The sequence below is a fragment of the Burkholderia sp. 3C genome, assembly GCF_054589155.1.
Window position 1 is genome coordinate 33,617 of record NZ_BAAILN010000074.1, and the last position, 19,354, is coordinate 52,970.

At 68.9% G+C, this 19,354-nt stretch carries 17 protein-coding genes and 1 pseudogene; 7 read left to right on the top strand and 11 right to left on the bottom strand.

Translation table 11 applies throughout. The features are described 5' to 3' along the window. Window positions 1–51 precede the first annotated feature (51 nt). A complete protein-coding gene (locus ACYP33_RS13500; RefSeq protein ID WP_459622272.1) occupies window positions 52–1,068 on the top strand; it encodes an alcohol dehydrogenase catalytic domain-containing protein in 1,017 nt (338 codons plus the stop codon). Between the two features lie 19 nt (window positions 1,069–1,087). Here the strand turns inward: ACYP33_RS13500 and ACYP33_RS13505 are convergent, their stop codons facing one another. Next, window positions 1,088–1,570 carry an Lrp/AsnC family transcriptional regulator gene (locus ACYP33_RS13505; protein WP_414439521.1) on the bottom strand — a complete coding sequence of 161 codons (483 nt, stop codon included), beginning with the start codon at window positions 1,568–1,570 and terminating at the stop codon, window positions 1,088–1,090. A 277-nt stretch (window positions 1,571–1,847) separates the two neighbouring features. Here ACYP33_RS13505 and ACYP33_RS13510 point away from each other — a divergent pair, with 277 nt between their 5' ends. Further along, entirely contained in the window at window positions 1,848–2,489 is a 642-nt protein-coding gene (locus tag ACYP33_RS13510) for a LysE family translocator (RefSeq protein WP_459622274.1), read from the top strand. 36 nt (window positions 2,490–2,525) lie between these two features. Here ACYP33_RS13510 and ACYP33_RS13515 read toward each other — a convergent pair whose 3' ends face one another. After that, window positions 2,526–2,714, bottom strand: a complete 189-nt coding sequence (locus ACYP33_RS13515) for a 4-oxalocrotonate tautomerase (RefSeq protein WP_414449172.1) — start codon at window positions 2,712–2,714, stop codon at window positions 2,526–2,528. A gap of 189 nt (window positions 2,715–2,903) precedes the next feature. After that, window positions 2,904–3,959: pseudogene (locus tag ACYP33_RS13520) on the bottom strand (urea transporter); the annotation flags it as partial. On the opposite strand from ACYP33_RS13520, the gene ACYP33_RS13525 reads away from it, so the two are divergent. Beyond that, window positions 3,958–4,524, top strand: coding sequence for a putative glycolipid-binding domain-containing protein (locus ACYP33_RS13525; protein WP_459622276.1), 567 nt, complete (start codon window positions 3,958–3,960; stop codon window positions 4,522–4,524). The pseudogene ACYP33_RS13520 and the gene ACYP33_RS13525 overlap by 2 nt on opposite strands. On the opposite strand, the gene ACYP33_RS13530 is transcribed toward ACYP33_RS13525, so the two are convergent. From ACYP33_RS13530 to ACYP33_RS13545, 4 genes are read right to left on the bottom strand one after another with little or no spacing between them, the layout of a single operon-like run. Continuing rightward, window positions 4,502–5,494, bottom strand: a complete 993-nt coding sequence (locus ACYP33_RS13530; protein WP_459622278.1) for an alpha/beta fold hydrolase — start codon at window positions 5,492–5,494, stop codon at window positions 4,502–4,504. The two genes, ACYP33_RS13525 and ACYP33_RS13530, sit on opposite strands and share 23 nt — an antisense overlap. Window positions 5,495–5,504: 10 nt before the next feature. Next, a complete protein-coding gene (locus ACYP33_RS13535; protein WP_459622280.1) occupies window positions 5,505–6,404 on the bottom strand; it encodes a metal-dependent hydrolase in 900 nt (299 codons plus the stop codon). Next, window positions 6,401–7,330 carry an SDR family NAD(P)-dependent oxidoreductase gene (locus tag ACYP33_RS13540; RefSeq protein ID WP_459622281.1) on the bottom strand — a complete coding sequence of 310 codons (930 nt, stop codon included), beginning with the start codon at window positions 7,328–7,330 and terminating at the stop codon, window positions 6,401–6,403. Before ACYP33_RS13540 ends, ACYP33_RS13535 begins: the two co-directional genes overlap by 4 nt. 17 nt (window positions 7,331–7,347) lie before the next feature. Beyond that, entirely contained in the window at window positions 7,348–8,910 is a 1,563-nt protein-coding gene (locus ACYP33_RS13545; RefSeq protein WP_459622282.1) for a flavin-containing monooxygenase, read from the bottom strand. Between the two features lie 380 nt (window positions 8,911–9,290). On the opposite strand from ACYP33_RS13545, the gene ACYP33_RS13550 reads away from it, so the two are divergent. Further along, window positions 9,291–10,256 carry a LysR family transcriptional regulator gene (locus ACYP33_RS13550; RefSeq protein WP_459622284.1) on the top strand — a complete coding sequence of 322 codons (966 nt, stop codon included), beginning with the start codon at window positions 9,291–9,293 and terminating at the stop codon, window positions 10,254–10,256. Window positions 10,257–10,322: 66 nt separating this feature from the next. Here the strand turns inward: ACYP33_RS13550 and ACYP33_RS13555 are convergent, their stop codons facing one another. Continuing rightward, window positions 10,323–10,811, bottom strand: a complete 489-nt coding sequence (locus ACYP33_RS13555; RefSeq protein ID WP_414447314.1) for a nuclear transport factor 2 family protein — start codon at window positions 10,809–10,811, stop codon at window positions 10,323–10,325. A gap of 448 nt (window positions 10,812–11,259) precedes the next feature. On the opposite strand from ACYP33_RS13555, the gene ACYP33_RS13560 reads away from it, so the two are divergent. Beyond that, window positions 11,260–12,603 (top strand): MFS transporter, encoded by a 1,344-nt coding sequence (locus ACYP33_RS13560; RefSeq protein WP_414447315.1) that lies wholly within the window; start codon window positions 11,260–11,262, stop codon window positions 12,601–12,603. A gap of 303 nt (window positions 12,604–12,906) precedes the next feature. Here ACYP33_RS13560 and ACYP33_RS13565 read toward each other — a convergent pair whose 3' ends face one another. Then, the gene (locus ACYP33_RS13565) at window positions 12,907–13,971 is read right to left on the bottom strand and encodes an Ldh family oxidoreductase (protein WP_414447316.1); all 1,065 of its coding nucleotides are present in this window, start codon (window positions 13,969–13,971) and stop codon (window positions 12,907–12,909) included. Between the two features lie 151 nt (window positions 13,972–14,122). Next, entirely contained in the window at window positions 14,123–15,697 is a 1,575-nt protein-coding gene (locus ACYP33_RS13570; RefSeq protein ID WP_459622287.1) for a UxaA family hydrolase, read from the bottom strand. A 170-nt stretch (window positions 15,698–15,867) separates the two neighbouring features. Between ACYP33_RS13570 and ACYP33_RS13575 the strand changes: the two genes are divergently transcribed. Next, a complete protein-coding gene (locus ACYP33_RS13575) occupies window positions 15,868–16,821 on the top strand; it encodes a LysR family transcriptional regulator (protein WP_414447318.1) in 954 nt (317 codons plus the stop codon). Between the two features lie 84 nt (window positions 16,822–16,905). Here the strand turns inward: ACYP33_RS13575 and ACYP33_RS13580 are convergent, their stop codons facing one another. After that, window positions 16,906–17,592 (bottom strand): hypothetical protein, encoded by a 687-nt coding sequence (locus ACYP33_RS13580; protein WP_459622290.1) that lies wholly within the window; start codon window positions 17,590–17,592, stop codon window positions 16,906–16,908. Window positions 17,593–18,195: 603 nt separating this feature from the next. Between ACYP33_RS13580 and ACYP33_RS13585 the strand changes: the two genes are divergently transcribed. After that, window positions 18,196–19,305 carry a lactonase family protein gene (locus ACYP33_RS13585; RefSeq protein WP_459622292.1) on the top strand — a complete coding sequence of 370 codons (1,110 nt, stop codon included), beginning with the start codon at window positions 18,196–18,198 and terminating at the stop codon, window positions 19,303–19,305. Window positions 19,306–19,354 lie beyond the last annotated feature (49 nt).

The window sequence follows — 19,354 nt, forward strand, 5'->3', positions numbered from 1 at the left end:
CGAGCGCGCCACGCCCGCGCCGCCGCTCTACGAAGTGCTCCGGGAGCCATCATGAAACCGACTTACCGCGCCATGCAGACCAGCGCGCCGGGCCGCCTCGAATGGGTCGAGCGCGCCACGCCCGCGCCGCCGCCCGACGAGGTGCTGATCGAAGTGGAAGCCTGCGGCGTATGCGGTGCCGACGCGGCCGACATCGAGCGCGCCGATCCGGCGCTGACCCCGCCGCGCGTGCCGGGCCACGAGGTGGTGGGGCGCATCGCGGCGCTCGGCGCGGGCGTGCCGCCGATCTGGCGGCTCGGGCAGCGCGTGGGCGTCGGCCGCCTGGGCGGCCATTGCCTGATCTGCCCGGCGTGCCGGCGCGGCCAGTTTCAGCTGTGCGCGAACCAGCCGTTCGTCGGCGCGAGCCGCGACGGCGGTTACGCCGAGATGATGCTGGCGCGCGCCACGGGCCTTGTCGCGATTCCCGACGAACTCGCCTCGGAGGAGGCCGCGCCGATCCTCTGCGCCGGCATCGCCACGTTCAACGCGCTGAAGAAATGCGGCGCGCAGGCCGGCGACACGGTGGCCGTGCTCGGCATCGGCGGGCTGGGCCACATGGCGCTGCAATACGCGCGGCGGATGGGGTTTCGGGTGGTGGCGGTGGGGCGCGGCGCATCGATCGCGGCCGATGCGCTGGCGCTCGGCGCGCACGTGTATGTCGATGCCGCGCACGAGGACGCCGCGGCGCGCCTGCTGGCGCTCGGCGGCGCGCAGGCGATCCTGACCACGATCGGCGACGCGGCGGCCGCGCTGATGGCCGGGCTCGCGCCGCAAGGGCGGCTGGTGGTGCTGGGCGCGGGCAGGGACCCGCTGCCGGTGTCGCCGGGGCATCTGGTGGCGGGCGAGCGCAGCGTGCTCGGCTCGATCACCGGCACGCCATGGGAGAACGAACGCGCGCTCGATTTCAGCGTGCTCGCCGGGGTGCGCCCGCGCATCGAGACGCTGCCGCTCGAACGCGCCGAGGAGGCCTACCGGCGCATGCGCTCGGGCGAGGCCACGTTCCGGATGGTGCTGACGATGGGCCGCTGAACGCGCGGCCGGCTCGCCCTCATACCTGCATCGACGGCACGTCCTTCACGCAGCGCAGCGCGAACATCGAGCGGCTGTGGCGGATGCTGGAGATCTTGTAGAGCTTCTCGCGCAGGAAGCGTTCGTAGCCGGCCGTGCCGTCCACCGCCACCTTGATCCAGTAGTCGTATTCGCCGGAGACGAGGTAGGCCTCCAGCACCTCGGGCAGCGCGGCCAGCTCGGCGCCGAAGCGGGCCAGCGCGTCGTCCTCGTGGCGGTCGAGCGTGACTTCGAGGATCACGATGTCGGCATAGCCGAGCCTGCGCGGGTTGACGAGCGCGACGTAGCCGTCGATATAGCCATCGGTTTCGAGCTGGCGCGTACGGTTCCAGCAGGCGGTGGTGGACATGCCCACCTGTTCGGCCAGCTCCGCGTTCGACAGCCGGGCATTGGACTGGAGCGCCCGCAGGATCTTGCGATCCTGGTTGTCGAGCGATTTGGGGGAGCGTTCGCGAGTGGCCATGATCGAAAGGGAATTCTGTTCCGGGAATTGCGAGTTTATCTGAAGAAGCTTCCGGTTTTGCACGCATTTCGCTGGATAAGCGGAAGCCTTTTCAGTGAGTAGCCGGGTATATTTTCTCCATGCCCGAATGCCCGGCACGACCGATCCGAGCACCCTTCGGAACGGTGAGCGTCGCCGCGATCACGAGTCGCGACGCCGGGCGGACAGGCATGCGTCATGGCGCTGATCCGCGCTTTCGCTGTTTTCACCACCTGCCTTTTGCCCTCCCTCCCGAACCATGTCGTTCCAGCTTTACCTCTCGTTCGTCGCCGCCGCGCTCGTGCTGATCTACGCCCCCGGTCCCGTCAACCTGCTGACCATGAGCCTCGCGCTGCGCGCCGGCTGGCGGCATGCGCTGCCGTGCGTGTGGGGCGGCACCGTGGCCGTGCTGCTGCAACTGATGCTGACCGCGCTGTGCCTCAATTCGCTGCTGACGATCGACGCGCGTGCGCTCGGCGTGCTGCGCTGGGTCGGCGCGGCCTACCTGGTGTGGCTCGGGGTGCGGCAGTGGCGCAGCGTTTCGCTGACGGGGCCGGCGGCCGACGCCGACTCCGGCGAGGGGCCGGCGTCGAGCGGCACATCGCGCGGCCTGTTCTGGCGCGGCGTGGCGACCTCCGGTTTCAATCCGAAGACGCTGCTGTTCTTCCCGTCGTTCTTTCCGCAATTCATCAGCACCGACGCGCGCTGGAGCGTCAATGCGCAATACCTGGCGCTCGCGGCAAGCTTTGTGGTGCTGTTCGTGGCCGGGGTGGCGTCGATGGCGCTGTTCTCGCAGCGCCTGAGCCACTGGCTGCGGCGGCCGACGCGCGTGCGCGCGCTCAATCGCCTGATGGGCGGCCTGCTGGCCGGGATGGGCGCGATGATGGCCGGCTGGGGTTGACGCGCCCGGGTTCCGGGCGCGTCGCACCGGACTCGCTTACTCGCTGTCGCTCCACAGCTTGCCGGCCGTCGCCCAGTTCTCCTTCTTCACGTCGCGCAGGATGATGTCGACCGACGACGGCGCGCAATCGAGCGTCTCGCAGGTCACGCGCGTGATGGCTTCGACGAAGCGGCGTTTCTGTTCGACGGTGCGGCCTTCGAACAGGTCGATCTGGAAGGTGGGCATGACGGATCTCCGGGAGTTGGAAAAATCGGAAGGGGAAAGCGAAGGGGATGCGCTTGCGGCGGGCTGCGTGGCGGCTGGCATGGCCGGGTTCGCGGCGGCTTGTGCCGCCGTGTGTTCAGCCATGTGCGCAGCCGGTTTCGCGGCATGCGCATCGCCGCGCGGCAGGCGTAACGCCATCGCCACACCGCACGCCGCGACGGCGAACGGCGCGCTGAACGGCGGCAGGCCGGCCCGCAGCGCGAGCCATTGTAGCGCCGCCGCCAGCAGCGCCGCACCGAGCGCCGCGCGCAGCCCGAAGCCGCTCAACGCGAGCGCGGCCAGCGCGCCGTTGTAGCCGAGCAGCCCGGCCGCGCAATGCGGCGCGGGCGAGCCGGCCGCCAGCATCAGCAGCGACGCGCCCGCGGCGCCGGCCAGCGCGAGCAGCGCGGCGCGCGGCGAGGCGAGCGCGACGCCGGCCAGCATGATCGCGCCGGGCAGCGCACCGCTCGCGAAGCCGGCCTGCGCGATCGCGCCGAACGCCGCGCCCGAGGCGCAGGCCGGCAGGTCGAAGGCGCCGGCATGGACGCTGGCGGCCGTCACCGCGCCGGATGACACCCACGGCAACCACAGCCCGATCGTCAGCACCGCCGGCAGCGAGTAGGCCGCGCCGCCGAAGCGCGCGAGCCGGTGCTCGACCGGCCGGTACAGCGCACCGGCCAGCAGCGCCGCGATCACCGCCAGCGCGAACGCGGTGGCGCGATCGGCCAGCAACGCCACCGGCGCGAGCGCGGCCAGCGCGCCGCTGTAGCCGTGCAGGCCGAGGCGGGCCTGCGCCGCGTCGCCGGCATCGCGCGTGCCGCCCGTCAGCAAGGCCGCCAGATTCGCGGCGGCGGTGCCGGCCAGCGCCGCTGCCGCGAGCGCGGGCGAGGCGAGCGTCAACCCCGCCAGCACGCATGCGCCAGTGCCTGCATGCGCCTGCAACAGAATTTGTCCAAGGCCGCGCAGCAGCGTGCGCAGTTCCGCCGGCAGCACAAGCGGCGACAGGGCGGGCAGAAGCAGACCGGAACGAAGGCGGGCGGGCATGGCGGCGGTATCGATGGCGCAATCGGCAACGGGCCGCAACGCGGCTGCGGCCCGGGAAGCCGCGAGCATAGGGGATCGCCGCACGAGGGGGAGAAGCGATGCCGGATACCCGCTATTTGCGCTACGATCGTGCGCACTGCGCGCGGCACCGCCGCGTGGGCTGCCCACGGAGGTCCCCGGCATGCGCGATGTGCGTTGGGCGTCGCTCGACAGCGACGGAATCGAACACCTGACGCTCGTGCGCGACGGCGGCGGCTATCTGGCGGAGAGCGTGATCGTCGGCCGGCACGACGACGGCCGGCGCTATGGCCTGGCCTATCGGCTCGCCTGCGACGCGCACTGGCGCACCACGCGCGCGACGCTCGCCGTGATGGGCGGCGCCACGCTGACGCTCGAACGCGATCGCGACGGCCATTGGTGCGAAGTGCTTGATATCGGCGAGCGCAGCGCGCTGCCCGCGCTCGAAGGCTGCGTCGACCTCGACATCGCCGCCACCCCGTTCACCAACACATTGCCGATCCGCCGCCTCGGGCTCAAGCGCGACGAGCGGCGCACGATCGACGTCGCCTACGTGACGATTCCCGAATTGAGCGTGGCGCGTGCCACCCAGACCTATGTGTGCATCGAGCCGGGCCGGCGCTATCGCTACGAGGGGATCGACGGCCGCTTCAAGGCCGGCCTGAGTGTGGACGACGACGGGCTGGTCGTCGAATACGACACGCTGTTCAGGCGCTTGCCTGCGGTTTGACGGGCGCATCGCCGGCCGGCCGCGCGCCGTCGGCATCGTTGGCGCCGGCGCGGCGCGTGCGGTGCGCGGCGGCGTTGTCGTCCGGCGTTGCCACGCCCGGTTCGTCCGGTGCCTGCACCGCGAACGCCGGCTCGTACTGCGCCGCGAAGCGGTCGATGCGCTCGGCGATCAGCGCCGCGTCGCGCAGCACCGTCCAGTGCGACGCGTCGATCAATTCACGTCGGTGCGGGCCGAGCCAGCGTTCGAGGTTTTCCGTGAGCACGGGCGTGACGTAGCGGTCGCGGGTCGGCACCAGGATCTGCACGGGCGCCTGCGCATAGCGTTCGCGCGGCGCGCGCGAGCGCGCGATGAAGTTCGCGCGATACAGCCGGATGCCGTTCACGCCGTTGCGCAACTGGTGCGGATCGGCCTCGGCGCGAATCCGCTCGGTGCTGCGCAGCCACAGCGGCCACAGCCGCGCGCCGCCGAGCCGCCAGAACAGCGGCGGCAGCACCGGCAGGTGGAAGAACACGATGTACCAGGATTTCAGCGATTGCCGCAGGTTGAACGGCGCGCGGAACACGTGATCGAGGCACGGCCCCGAAATCGACGTGTACGACAGGATGCGCCCGCGCATCGCCGGATCGGTCGCGGCCTCCCAGCTCTGGATCGATCCCCAGTCGTGCCCGACCAGATGGAACGGCCGCGTGCCGCAGGCGGCCGTGGCCACCGCCGACAGGTCGCGTTCGAGTTGCGCCATCCGATAAGCGGCGGTGGCGCGCGGCGCATCCGATTCGCCCGAACCGCGCGTGTCGTAGGCGATCACGCGATAGCGCCGCTCCAGCACCTCGCGCACGCCGTCCCACACGCGCGACGAATCGGGGTAGCCGTGCACCAGGATCACGGGCGGCGCGTCGCGCGGCCCGCTCAGGTGGACGGCGAGCCGCACGCCGTCCGAATCGACCATGAGCGTGTCGCGCGGGTTCGTCATGGCGCGCGCCTCAGTGAGCCGGCGCGGCGGCGCCCGGATGCAGCGGCACGCGGCGCGGCGCGGCTTCGGCGGCGTAGCGTGCGTTGGTCTCGTCGATCTTGGCCAGCAGGCTCGGGATCTCGCTCAGATAGCGGCGGTTGTCGTAATCCCACGGATGGAAGCCCGGGCGGAAGAAGCCGAACCACTCGCGCGCAATGCCCGGGAACACGCCGCCGCGGGGTGCATACAGGTACTTGACGAGCGTCCACATGCCCGAGAAGCGGCCATGCCGGCGGCGGTGCGCGAACATCAGGCGCACGTGGTAATCGAACACGATGGTCCAGAAGATCGCGGTGGTGATCAGCATCGTGCCGGTGCGCAGCAGGTAGCGGCCGAGGCCCGGCTTGATCACGCGCAGCCACACGTCGTAGGACACCGATTTGTGCTCGGTTTCCTCCATCGCGTGCCACATCCACATCTGCGTGTAGCCGTCGACGGAGCCGTCGATGCGCTGCTTGTGGCCTTCGAGCAGCAGGTTCGCCAGCATCGCCGTGTAGTGCTCCAAAGCGATCGTGATGGCCAACTGCATCGACGGCGGCAGGGTTTTCCTGAACAGGCCGAGCACCCACCACAGCCGCTTGTCGAGCTTGTGCGCGGGCAGGCCGGCCGATTGCAGCAGGTCGTTGTACTCGATGTGCTCGCGCGTGTGCATCGCTTCCTGGCCGATGAAGCCGGCCACCTGCTTCTTCAGTTCGGGATCGTCGATCCGGTCTCGATAGTGCCGCACCGAATCCATGAAGAAGCGCTCGCCGGCCGGGAACAGCAGCGACAGCGCGTTCATGAAGTGGGTGACGGGCACGCCCTTGACGTGCCAGTCGCACGCGCGATCGGGGGGCATGGCGAAACGGACGTCGCGGCGGACGGGCATCATGACGGTTCTCCCTGATTACCTGTGTTGTTGTAGGTCGAGTGGGCCGGCGCGAGCGTGCTGCCGCGCGCGGCGCGCTTGCGCGCCTTGGCCCGTTCGCGCTTGGTCGCCAGCACGACCAGCGCCTGGTAGGCGGCGGGCAGCGTGCGCGCGAGCCAGTCGGCGCCGCGCGCGTCGCGCCCGATCAGCACGCGGCGCTTGTTCCTGCGCACGCCGTGCAGGATCACGCGCGCGGCTTCCTCGGGCGTCGTGATGAAGAACTTCTCGAAGTCGTCCTTGCCCTGCTGCTCGCTGTCGACCATGAAGCCGAGCATGTTCTGCGAGATCCGGCTCGACTGCGCGATGTTGGTCTTGATGCCGCCCGGATGCACGCAGGTGGCCGACACGCCGCAACGCATCATGTCGAGTTCCTGGCGCAGCGATTCGGTGAAGCCGCGCACCGCGAACTTGGTCGAGTTGTAGGCGCTCATGCCCGGCTGCGCGAAGATGCCGAAGATGCTCGAGGTGTTGATCACGTGGCCGTCGCCCGCTGCCTTCAGGTGCGGCAGGAACGCCTTGGTGCCGTGCACCACGCCCCAGTAGTTGATGTTCATGATCCATTCGAGGTCGGCGTAATCCATGCCCTCGATGGTGCTCGACAGCGCCACGCCGGCATTGTTGAATACCAGGTTCACGCGGCCGAACTGGCGCGCGGTGTCGTCGGCCCAGCGGTGCACGGCGGCGCGGTCGGCCACGTCGAGCACGCAGGTGGTGATGCGCACCGTGGGCGCGAGCGCGCGCACGATCCGCTCGGTTTCGGCGAGGCCCACGCCGTTGCGGTCGGCCAGCGCCACGTGGCAGCCGGCCTGGGCCAGTTGCAGCGCGAGCGAGCGGCCCATGCCCGAGCCGGCGCCGGTGATCGCGGCGACCTTGTCGTGGAAGGATTTCATCGGTGTGCTCCTTGTCGTCAGACGGCCGGGGCGCTGCGGGCCGGGGCGTCGGTGGCGGCGGCCGGTTGGGCATCGCGGCGCGCCGCCGCGTAGGCTTGGTAATCGGCGATCGAGAACTGCGCGGTGGCCTGCCGGAAGCGCCACGTGAAGCCCGGCCACAGCGTGGTGTTCTTGCCGGTGCGCGGGTCCAGGTACCAGCTCTTGCAGCCGCCGGTGGACCAGATCGCGCGCTTCAGGCGCTGTTGCAGCCGCGCGTTGTAGTCGGCCTCCACCAGCGGGCGCACCTCGATCGCATCGGCGTGGTCGCGATCCATCGCGTCGAGCGCGCCGAGGATGTATTCGATCTGCGACTCGATCATGAACACCATCGAGTTGTGGCCGAGGCCGGTGTTCGGGCCGACGATCATGAAGAAGTTCGGATAGCCGGGCAGCGCGGTGCCGAGGTAGGCGTGCGCGCCGTCGCGCCAGGTATCGACGATGTCCACGCCGTTGCGCCCGCGGATCACGCCGCGCGGGTACGGGTCCGCCACCTGGAAGCCGGTGCCGTAGATCAGGCAATCCACCTCGTGCCGCTGGCCGCTGGCGGTGACCACCGCGTTCGGCTCGATGCGCGCGATCGGATCGGTGACCACGTCCACGTTGGCGCGCGTGAGCGCCGGGTAGTAGTCGTTCGAGATCAGCACGCGCTTGCAGCCGAGCGTGTAGTCGGGCGTGACGGTGGCGCGCAGCGCCGGGTCGGCAATCTGCTTGCGGATATGGCGTTCGGCCACTTTCTGCACCAGCTTCATGATGCCGGGGTGGATCGCGAAGCCGAGCACGCGCGATTCGAGCATCCAGTAGCGGCTGGTGCGCGCGAGCTTCTGGGTGAACGGCAGCGCGCGGAACATCCACTGCTCGACGCGCGTGAGCTGGCGGTCGGGCTTCGGCATGATCCACGGCGGCGTGCGCTGGAACAGCGCCAGTTGCGCGACGCGCGGGGCGATCTGCGGCACGAACTGGATCGCGCTCGCGCCGGTGCCGATCACGGCCACGCGCTTGCCGCGCAGGTCGTATTGGTGATCCCAGTGCTGCGAGTGGAAGGCGTGGCCCTGGAAGCTGTCGAGGCCGTCGATCTGCGGCAGCGCCGCGCGCGACAGCCCGCCCATGCCCGACACCAGCATGCGCGCCGACACCTGCTTGCCGTTCGCGAAGCTCAGGCGCCAGCGGTGCGCCACGTCGTCGTATTCGGCGCTGGCCAGCTCGTGGCCGAGCCGCAGGTAGGGGGCCACGCCGAACTGCTCGACGCAGCGCTCCAGATACGCGCGGATTTCGGGTTGCGGGGCGAACGCGCGGGTCCAGCGCGGGTTCGGCGCGAACGAGAACGAATAGACATGCGAAGGCACGTCGCAGGCGCAGCCGGGGTAATGGTTGTCGCGCCAGGTGCCGCCCACCGTGGCGGCCTTCTCGAACACCGCGAAATCGCCACGGCCCTTCTGGCGCAACCGGATCGCCATGCCGAGGCCGGCGAAACCGGTGCCGATGATGGCGATGTCGACGGATTCGGGCATGCCGTCTCGGTCGGGCAGGGTACGGGCATTCATGCGGTGTCTCCGTTCCGGTTCATTTTTAAATGTGACATTGACGGATGTAACGATAGTCAGTGACGGGCGAAACCGCAAGCGAGTAGATGCCGGCCTCTAGCGTCGCGCGGCGGCCGTTGTTGCGCTGCAATGCATTGAATCGAAAGGAGAATTTCTTGGAGCGCCGCGCGGCTGGGGGTGCGTTGGTGAAAACACGTAGGCCGGGGCGCCGCGCCAATCTCGCGCGTTCAGGCGAAATCGACGGCGCATCGCGGCCAGTGCAACGGCCATGCGCGGGATTGGTCGCGTCGCGCGAATAATCGCGGTGCCTCTTGAATCGCGATACCCCGACGCTCTATCCTGTTCCGTTGGCCGTTTGAAAAGCAAGAAAGGGGGATTTGATGGACCGTTTACAGGCGATGCAGGTTTTTACGCGCGTGGTCGATGCAAATAGCTTCACGCGCGCCGCGGAAACGCTCTCGATACCACGCGCTTCCGTCACGACGATCATCCAGAACCTCGAGGCGCTGCTCGGTGTGCGCCTGCTGCACCGGACCACGCGGCGGCTGTCGCTGACGCCCGAAGGCGCCGGCTATTACGAGCACTGCGTGCGGATTCTGACGGAAATCTCGGAGGCCGACGCCAGCTTCCAGGTCGGCAACCGCAAGCCGCGCGGCGCGCTGCGCGTGCACATGCCGTCGTCGCTCGGGCGGCGCGTGGTGCTGCCGGCGCTGCCGTTGTTCCACGCGCGCTATCCCGATATCGAACTGCATTTCGGCATGGCCGACCGCCCTGTCGATCTGGTGCGCGATGGCTACGACTGCGAAATCCGGGTGGGGCCGCTGGAGGATTCGTCGATGGTGGCGCGGCGCGTGGGCGTCATGAATCGCGTCAGTTGCGCGTCGCCGGGCTATCTGGAGCAGTTCGGCGAGCCGAAGACGATCGAGGAACTCGAACACCACCGCGCCGTGAATTTCGCCTACGCGAGCGGCGGTCGCGCGATGCCGTGGACCTTCGTGATCGACGGCAAGCTGCGCGAGGTGCGCATGAATTCGGTGGTCACCGTCAACGATTCGGACGGCTACGTCACGTGCGCGCTCGAAGGCTTCGGGCTGATCCAGCCGACGCTGTTCTCGGTGATCCCGCACCTGATGGACGGCTCGCTGGTGGAGGTGCTGCAGGGCGTGTATCCGAAGCCCAAGCCGATCTCGATCGTCTATCCGCACAACCGCCACCTGTCGATGACGGTGCGCGTGTTCGCCGATTGGGTGGCCGAGCTGTTCTCGACGGTGCCGGCGCTGGAGAACGATCCGGCCAAGCGGGTCATGCCGATCGTGAAGAAGGCGCGGGGGGCAGTGGCGGCCTGATCCTCGCCCCGAATCGCCCCGCGCTCAAGGCGGCGGGCCGGCATCGCGCCGGCTCGCCGCCTTTTTTCATTGCGCCGCTTTCTGCGGCAGCGGCACGGCCTGCCGGGCCAGCAGCCGCCAGCCGTCGCTGTGGTGCTTCCAGACTTGCAGCACGCCGATGTGCGAGCGCGTGACCGAGCCGTCCGGCTGGTTGTTTTCCGAATCGAACACGTGACGCACGATCGCGTTGTCGCCGACCACCTTGACGGTCTGGTCCGACAGCGTGACCGACTTGAACGCGTGCGTGCCCACCAGATCCTTCATGAACTCGGCGCGATCCTCGATCTTGGCCGACGAATGGCCGTAGCTCAGTTGCGGCTCGGTCAGCTTCTTCAGCGTTGCCTCGTCGCCGGACACCAGCGCCGCGCGCAATTGCTCCGCTGCCTTCGTGACGGCGGCCTCGCTGCCGGATGCAGCGGTGGCGGCGCCGGCGCTCAGGCTGGCCGCGGCCAGCGCGGCGGCGAGCAGGGCGTTCAAGGCGAGCAGGGCGGGTTTGCGGGTCGTGCGACGTGCCATGGGTTGTCTCCGGGTAGGTTTGAACTGTCGTCTGATGACGATTCGGAACGTTATTCCATTTTTGTTTTGCAGCGCATCGAGGTAAACCCGGCGAGCGTGGCCCGATGTACGTTTGACGTCGGCAGAATCGACCGGGTGCGGCGAGAAATACGGAACGAAGTTCCATACTCATACGACGTGCGACCTAAAAACGGGCGCGGCACGCCCGTGCGATGGCGTAGGGCTTACCCGGCAACGGGTTAGCCCCTAACGCGCGATAAGCGAATGGAATCGCTTCCCTGCAAAATTTGATTGGATTTTCATCGTCGGCCGCCTGTATGTTTGTCGGAACCGGTACCTTGCGCCGCCGTTGGCGCAGTGCTGGTCAGGATCGGGTTTCGACATGCCTGCCCCCGTCGGGGCGGCCCATATATAGAACGATAGAACGAGACTGTCAGGAGACACCACGATGAAGCCAAGCACCCCCACGGCGCTGCCGATCGATGCCGAATCGCCGCCGGCGCTGGCGCAGGACGCGGCCACGCCGCGCGTGCGCCGGATCCAGCGCACCGCGCTCGGGCTGTTGTTGATGGCCGGCGTCGTCAACTACCTCGATCGCTCCACGCTGGCGATCGCCACCCCGCTGATTCGCCAGGATCTCGGCTTCTCGGTGCCGCAGATGGGCCTGCTGCTGTCCGCGTTCCTGTGGGCCTATGCGTTCGCGCAATTGCCGGCCGGCATGCTGATCGACCGGCTCGGCGCGCGCGTCACGCTGGCGGCGAGCCTCGCGCTGTGGTCGATCGCGCAAACCTTCGGCGGCGTGGTCAACGGCTTCACGCAGTTCTTCGCGGCGCGCATGGTGCTCGGCGTGGGCGAGGCGCCGCAGTTCCCGACCAGCGCGCGGATCGTGCGCGACTGGTTCGCCAAGCACGAGCGCGGCTCGGCCACCGGCATCTGGAACAGCTCGTCGACGCTCGGCACGGCGATCTCCGCGCCGCTGCTGACGGTGCTGATGCTGAACCTCGGCTGGCGCTGGATGTTCGTCGTGATGGGCGTGGCGGGGCTCGGGCTGTCGCTGGCCTTTTACCTGCTGCACCGCGACCCGCGCCACGTGCAGTTGACGCAGCGCGAACGCGAATATCTCGACGACACCGAAGGCGTGGCCAGCACGCGGCCGACCTGGGCCGACTGGCGTCATCTGCTGCATTACCGCACCACCTGGGGCATGCTGCTCGGCTTCTTCGGCACGATCTACGTGCTGTGGCTCTACAACGCCTGGCTGCCCACCTACCTACAGATGGAGCATCACCTGACCATCGCGCGCACCGGCTGGGTGGCCGCGGTGCCTTATCTGTTCGGCGTGGTCGGCAGCCTGTCGGGCGGCAAGATCTGCGACGTGCTGGCCCGGCGCGGCGTGTCGCAGATCAACAGCCGCAAGTATCCGATGGTCGCCTCGCTGCTCGGCATCGCGGTGTTCACCACGCTGACCGCGCTGACCGACAACACGGCGCTCGCGATCACCTTCATCTCGGTATCGATGTTCCTGATGTACATCTCGTCGAGCGCGGCGTGGGCGATGGCCTCGGTCGCCGCGCCGGCCAATTCGACGGCCTCGATCGGCGCGATGCAGAACTTCGGCGGCTATTTTGGCGGCGCGCTCGCGCCGGTCGTGACGGGCTTCATGGTGCAGGCCTCGCACTCGTTCAAGCCGGCGCTGTATGTCGGCGCGAGCGTGGTGGTGGTGGCGATGATCGGCTACTGGTTCCTGGTCGGCGAGCCGGTGCCGATGCGTGAGCAGGGCGCGGAGCGCTGAGGCGGCCGCGCTGTCGGATGCGTGACGCGGCAGGCTGAATCAGGCCGCCGCGCCGTAGGATGAAAAAATCCCGCGCGAAGCGTTTCGTGCGGGATTTTTCGTTTGAGGCGGGTTGTGGCGAGGAGCGGTTCAGAGGCGGGATGGTTGCCGATTCGGCCCGCGCTCCAGCCTGCCGCTTCATCCCGTCGGCTTGCCTGGCAGTTCGGCCGTGCCGGACCTGTGCCGCCGCTTCATCCCGCCAGCGGCGCTGCTGTGCGCAGTCTTCCAACGCCGGCGCGATTACAGCGTGCAGTTGCTCGTGCTTCAGCCCGCCAGCGGCGCCGGCAGCTTCAAATCGTAACGCTGCGCGCAGGCTTCCAGCGCCGGCGCGATCGCCGCATGCAGTTGCACGCCGTCGCGCAGTTGCTCGCGCTTGCGCGCGAGGCCGCGGTCGCCCGGCATGCGCACCGATGAAAAGCCGGGGCGCGGCGGGTTGTTGCGGCAGGCGTCGGCGATCCAGTCCATCTGCCGCTTGAAATCGGCCTCGCCGCCGAACGCGCTCGGGTCGTACAGCGACAGGTGCACGGTCGCGCCCCAGCCCTCGGACGGATCGGCGCGGCCGAAGCCGGCCAGCCCGCCCGTCATCGCCTCGATCAGCAGCGCCATGCCGAAGCCCTTGTGGCCGAACGGCAGCCCGCCCAGCGGCAGGATCGTGCCGGCCGGCGTGGTGGCGAGCACGGCCGGGTCGCGGCTTGGGTGGCCGTCGGCGTCGAGCAGCACGTCGTCGTCGAATTGCTGGCCGGCCTTGGCGAGCCGGCCGCTCATGCCGTTGGTGACGAGCGAGGCCGAGATGTCGATCAGGAACGGCGTGCCCGAGGTGGGGATGCCGGCGGAAATCGGGTTCGGCGTGAACACCGCGCGGGTGCCGCCGAACGGCGCGACGCTCTTGCCGGCCGGGTCCGAGCAGCCGAGCACGATCATGAAGCCGTCGGCGGTGGCGCGCTCCAGGTAGCTGGCGAGGCAGGCGATATGGTGGCTGCGGCGGATCACCAGCGTGGCGCTGCCGTAGCGGCGCGCGCGCTCGGCGAGCGTCTCGATGCCGGCCAGCACCAGCGACGGCCCCGGCAGGCGGCGGCCGTCCCACAGCAGCGCCGCGCCGCGGTCGGACAGCACTTCCGGCGCGCCCGAGCGGGTCATGGTGCCGCGCTCGATCTCGCCGACATAGGCGGCAAGCTGGGCGAGGCCGTGCGTGTCGTGGCCCATCAGGTCGCCATCGACGAGAATCTCGGCGACGGCGCGCGCGTGCGGCGCGTCGAGCCCGGCGGCGACGAGCAGCGCATCGGCGAAGGCCTGCAGTTCGGGAGCGGAATAACGGACGGCTTGGGTCATGGCGGAATCGGTGTGGTGAGGTCGATGAGGCGTGAAGGAGCCGGGCGGGCGCGCGGGAACAACCGGCCCGGCGATGCGGTGTGAGCGCCGGGCGGGTGGCGCTCGATGCCGCCGACGCCGCCCGATCGAGTGGAAGCGTAAACGAACGCGTTCAGAGCGTCGCGCCCAGTTGCCACGGCACGAATTCGTTCTGCCCGTAGCCGTGGATTTCGCTTTGCGTGCGCGTGCCCGAGGCGGTGGCCAGCATGCGTTCGAAGATCCGCTGGCCGAGCGTGTCGATGCTCGCGTCGCCGGTGAGGATCGCGCTGCAATCGATGTCGATGTCCTCGGCCTGCCGCTGCCACAGCGCGGCGTTGGTGCCGAGCTTCAGCGACGGCGCGGGCGCGCAGCCGTAGGCCGAGCCGCGCCCGGTGGTGAAGCACAGCAGGTTCGCGCCGCCCGCCACCTGGCCGGTGGCCGACACCGGGTCGTAGCCCGGCGTATCCATGAACACCAGCCCCTTGGCGCGCACCGGCTCGGCGTAGCGGTACACGTCGACCAGGTTGGTGGTGCCGGCCTTGGCCACCGCGCCGAGCGATTTCTCGAGGATGGTGGTCAGGCCGCCGGCCTTGTTGCCGGCCGACGGGTTGTTGTTCATGTTGGCGTTCATGATCCGGCAGTATTCCTCCCACCAGCGGATTCGCGCCATCAGCTTCTCGCCTACCTCGGGCGACACGGCGCGGCGCGTCAGCAGGTGCTCGGCGCCGTAAATTTCGGGGGTTTCCGACAGGATCGCGGTGCCGCCGTGCGCCACCAGCCGGTCGACTGCCGCGCCGAGCGCGGGGTTCGCGGTGATGCCCGAATAGCCGTCCGAGCCGCCGCATTGCAGGCCGACGATCAAGTGGCTGGCGTCCATCGGCTCGCGCCGCACCGCGTTGGCGCGCGGCAGCATCGCCTTGACCGCCTCCACGCCGGCCGCCACCGTGGCCGCCGTGCCGCCGCTGGCCTGGATCGTCATGGTTGCGAGCGTCGCGCCCGTTTCGATCGCCTGATCGCGCAGCAGCGCGTCGATCTGGTTCGTCTCGCAGCCGAGCCCCACGATCAGCACGCCCGCGAAGTTCGGATGCCGCGCATAGCCGCCGAGCGTGCGGCGCAGCACCGCGATCGGCTCGCCGTCGGAGGCGGTGCCGCAGCCGAGGCCGTGCGTCAGCGCGACCACGCCGTCCACGTTCGGGAACGCGTCGAGCGCCTCGGGGCGGATGTCGCGGCGGAACTGGTCGGCGATCGCGCGCGCGGCCGTGGCCGAGCAGTTCACCGAAGTCAGGATGCCGATGTAGTTGCGCGTGGCGACCCGGCCGTCGGCGCGCACGATGCCGTCGAACTGCGCGCGTGCGGCGGCGGCTTGCGTGGGTTTCGCATCGGCGCCGAACGCGCCGTCGCGCTCGAATTCGCCCATCGACAGGTTGTGGACGTGCACGTGCTCGCCGGCTTCGATCGCCCGCGACGCGAAGCCGATGATCTGGCCGTAGCGGCGCACCGGCGCGCCGGCCGCCACCGCGCGTCGCGCCACCTTGTGGCCGGCCGGAATCAGCCCGCGTACCGGCAGGCCCGCATCGATCGATGCGCCCGCAACGAGTTGCTGGCGGGCGATCACCACGTCGTCGTCGGGATGCAGCGTGACCACGTTCGGTTGGGGCTGGGCGGGGGCGGATGCGCGGGTGTCGGTATCGGGGGTATCGAGCTTCATCGATCGTCTCGTCTGGATTCGGGGAGTGGAGCGGGGCGGGGCTTCGGCCGTGGCGTGTGTCTCGGGCACGCCCACTTCGTTGCACTTTATGCAGCGAAGCGATAAACGTCCAATCGAAGAATTGTTAGACTCGATTCCTTTCGGTTATCGCCGAGCGCGGGAATACCCTCATGGATCGCCATCGCCCCCAGCTTGCCGCCACGCTGCCGCCGAAGCTGCGGTTCCGGCACCTGCAGTTGCTCGAACTGCTGGGCCGCACCCGCAACCTGCGCGCGGCGGCCGAGCAGATGCACGTCACGCAGCCGGCCGCCACCAAGATCCTCGGCGACATCGAAACCATGTTCGGCGCGCGCCTGTTCGAGCGGCTGCCGCGCGAGATGCGGCCGACCGATCTCGGCCAGTTGGCGATCCGTTACGCGAGCAGCGCGATGGCCGATCTCGGCAAGTTCGCCAACGAATTCGTCACGCAGCAGGGCGGCGGTTACGGGCACCTGACGGTGGGCGCGATCTCGGCGTCGGCCGCGCAACTGGTGATCGCGGCGGTGCGCGAGATTCAACGGCAGCGCCCGCGCCTCGTCATCAAGCTGGTGGAGCAGAGCAGCGATCAGCTTGCGATCTGGCTCGAACAGAAGCAGCTCGACCTGATGATCGGCCGGCTGACCGAGCCGCGCCATCGCGCGATCTTCGATGCGGTGGAGCTGTCGGACGAGCCGGTGCGGGTGGTGGTGGGCTGTCATCATCCGCTGCTGAAGGCGCGCCGCGTGGATGTGGCCGATCTCGGCGCGTGGCCGTGGATTCTCTATCCGCCGCCCACCGCGATCCGCCAGTTGTTCGAGGAGACGTTCGCCGGCGCGGGGCTGGTCGCGCCGGTCGGCATGGTGGAGACGCCGTCGATCTTCTCGACGCTCGAACTGCTGCAATCGACCGACATGGTGTCGTTGCAGCCGCAGTCGGTGGTGCGCAAGTTCGTCGAGGAGGGGCTGCTCGCGTATCTGCCGGTGGAGATTCGCCGCAGCATGAGCCACTACAGCGCGATCACGCGCAAGCACGAGGTGGCGTCGCCGCAGATGGAGGAGTTCATCGCGATTCTCAGGCGGCGCGCGCGCGGCGAGACGGAAGACTGAGCGAGGCGGCGCGGCGAACGCCGCGCGCGGAAAGGCGCTTGCGGGGCCGGCCCGTCGATGGTCGGCGGGCCGGCGCGCGATCGATCAGGACACGTTCGCGCTGCAGCTCGGGTACGGGGCCTTCTCGCCCTGCACGATCGGGCAGACCTTCAGCGGCATCAGGTTGCGCACGCGTTGCAGCCACATGGCGGCGTCGATCGGCGCGGGCTTGGCCGCCTGCGGGCCGCGCTCGGCCCATTGCAGCGTGTACAGATCCTTCGTGCCCTTCACCACGGTGATCGCCGTGGTTTCGCTGTGGCCCGCGCTGGCGGAGGCGTTGCCGCAACTGACCACCATCGAGAACGCGTCGCTGCCGTTCAGCTTGCCGTCGAAAATGCCCTTGGCCGCGAAGGTTTGCGGGCAGGCCTTCTGGAAGCCGGCCGCGATGCTGGTGGCGTAGCTCTTGGCGTCCGCTTCGGGGTGCTTGGCGATGACGTTCTGCGCGCCCGTGAGCGTGATCATCTGCGACCAGTTCGCGTTGGTTTCGCCGGGCAGCACCCATTCGTGCGCGTAGTCGTCACCGCGCGTGCCTTCGTAGATCGACACGAAACGCGTGGGCAGGCGGAAATAGACGAGCTGGCTGTAGATCGGCGCGATCGTTGCGATCACGGGCAGCACCGGTTGTGCGGTTTGCGATGCGGCGGGCGCGGGGGTTTGCGCGTGCGCGCCGGCGGCGAGTGTCAGGGTCAGCAGCGAACCCGCGATCAGCGCGGTGGATCGGATAACACGCATGATGTCCTCGTGGATGGTGGGCGTCGATGTCGATAGCGTCGGATGCGCCATCTCTAGGCTGGCAATGTAGCGCAATCCTTGCGGATTGGTCGATGGTTTTACGCTCTGCAACATGTTTTGTTATCGAATCGACGCTGCAATGCGGCATGCGCGTTCACAATCTTTCGGCCGTGGAAGACAGGGCCGGGCGGTGGCGAAGCGGGTGCGAATGCACCTATGAATGATGCGTGGCTTGCGTCGATGGTTGCGGGCGCATCCATTTTGATTTTGATTCGGATTTCGAAGTAAATGGCAAAGGGTGATGCGTGGGGAAATGCGGCGCGCAGGCGAGCGGCGCTCGGGTGGCGCGTGGCTTGCCGGCCGAAAGGATGGGGCGGCCGGGGGCGGTGACCGGTATCGGTCGGCACCAGGCGATATCAGGGTCATGGAGCATAGCTGCTCGGAAAATCAAGATGTACGATGTCACGCGACTTGAATTCGATAAAATTGGCAGGCGGCAGTCCGGCTAAACGAGGCTATTTATGGAGGGACAAGCCGCAGATGGTGCAATTCAATCTCATCGAACGATTCAAGTTATACGACAACAGACAATAGGAATAAAGAATGACTCGCCACCGTGCCCTGAGCGCCATCGCGGCCGCCGTTTCGCTGGCCGCCGCCCTGACGGCCGCGCCCGCCGCGCAAGCCGCCACCTACGCCTATGTATCGAACGCCGACAGCGGCACGATCTCCGTGCTGCGGCTCGATACCGGAACCGGCGCGGTGACGCCGGTGGAAACGGTGCCGGTGGGCGGCACGGTGATGCCGATGACGCTGTCGCCCGATCATCTGCGCCTGTACGCCGGCGTGCGTTCGCAGCCGTATCGCGTGCTCAGTTTCGCGGTGAATCCGCTCGACGGCCATCTGGTCGAACTCGGTCAGGCGCCGCTCGCGCACAGCATGCCGTTCCTGTCGACCGACCTGAGCGGGCGCTGGCTGTTCTCGGCCTCGTACGACGGCGCGCTGTTGGCGGTGAACTCGATCGGCGCGGACGGCGTGGCCGGCCCGGTGCGGCAGACCATCCCGACCGGCCCGAAGGCGCACGCCATTCTGCCCGCGCCCGACAACCGCACGGTGTTCGCCTCGGTGCTCGGCGCCGACGCCTGGCTCAAACTCGGCTTCGATGCGGGCAGCGGCGAGCTGACGCTCGAACCGAAGCCCGGCTATGCGCTGCCGCCGAAATCCGGCCCGCGCCATTTCCGCTTCTCGCCCGATCAGCGCTTCATCTACCTGATCGACGAACTCGACGGCAAGCTGCACGTGCTGGCGTTCGACCGCGATCACGACCGCGTCAAGCCGATCCAGACCGTGTCGATCGTGCCGCCCGGTTTCGGCGACGCCACGCCGTGGGGCGCGGACCTGCACCTGACGCCGGACGGCCGCTTCCTGTACGCGTCGGAGCGCACCTCCAGCACGCTGGCCACGTGGCGCGTCGATCGCGCCACCGGCCATCTGACGCGGATCGCCACCACGCCCACCGAAAAGCAGCCGCGCGGCTTCGCGATCGATCCGTCGGGCCGTTATCTGTTGGCGGTGGGGCAGCTGTCGACCTCGTTGCAAACCTACCGCATCGACGCGCGCAGCGGCGCGCTCGCGCCGCTCGGCGAGACGCCGGTGGGCAAGGGCGCGAACTGGGTGGAGATCGTCGATTTCGGCGGCTCGAACGCGGACTGACCGGCGCGATGGCCGGCGGGCGTCGCGCTGACGCAACGCCCGCCGGCCC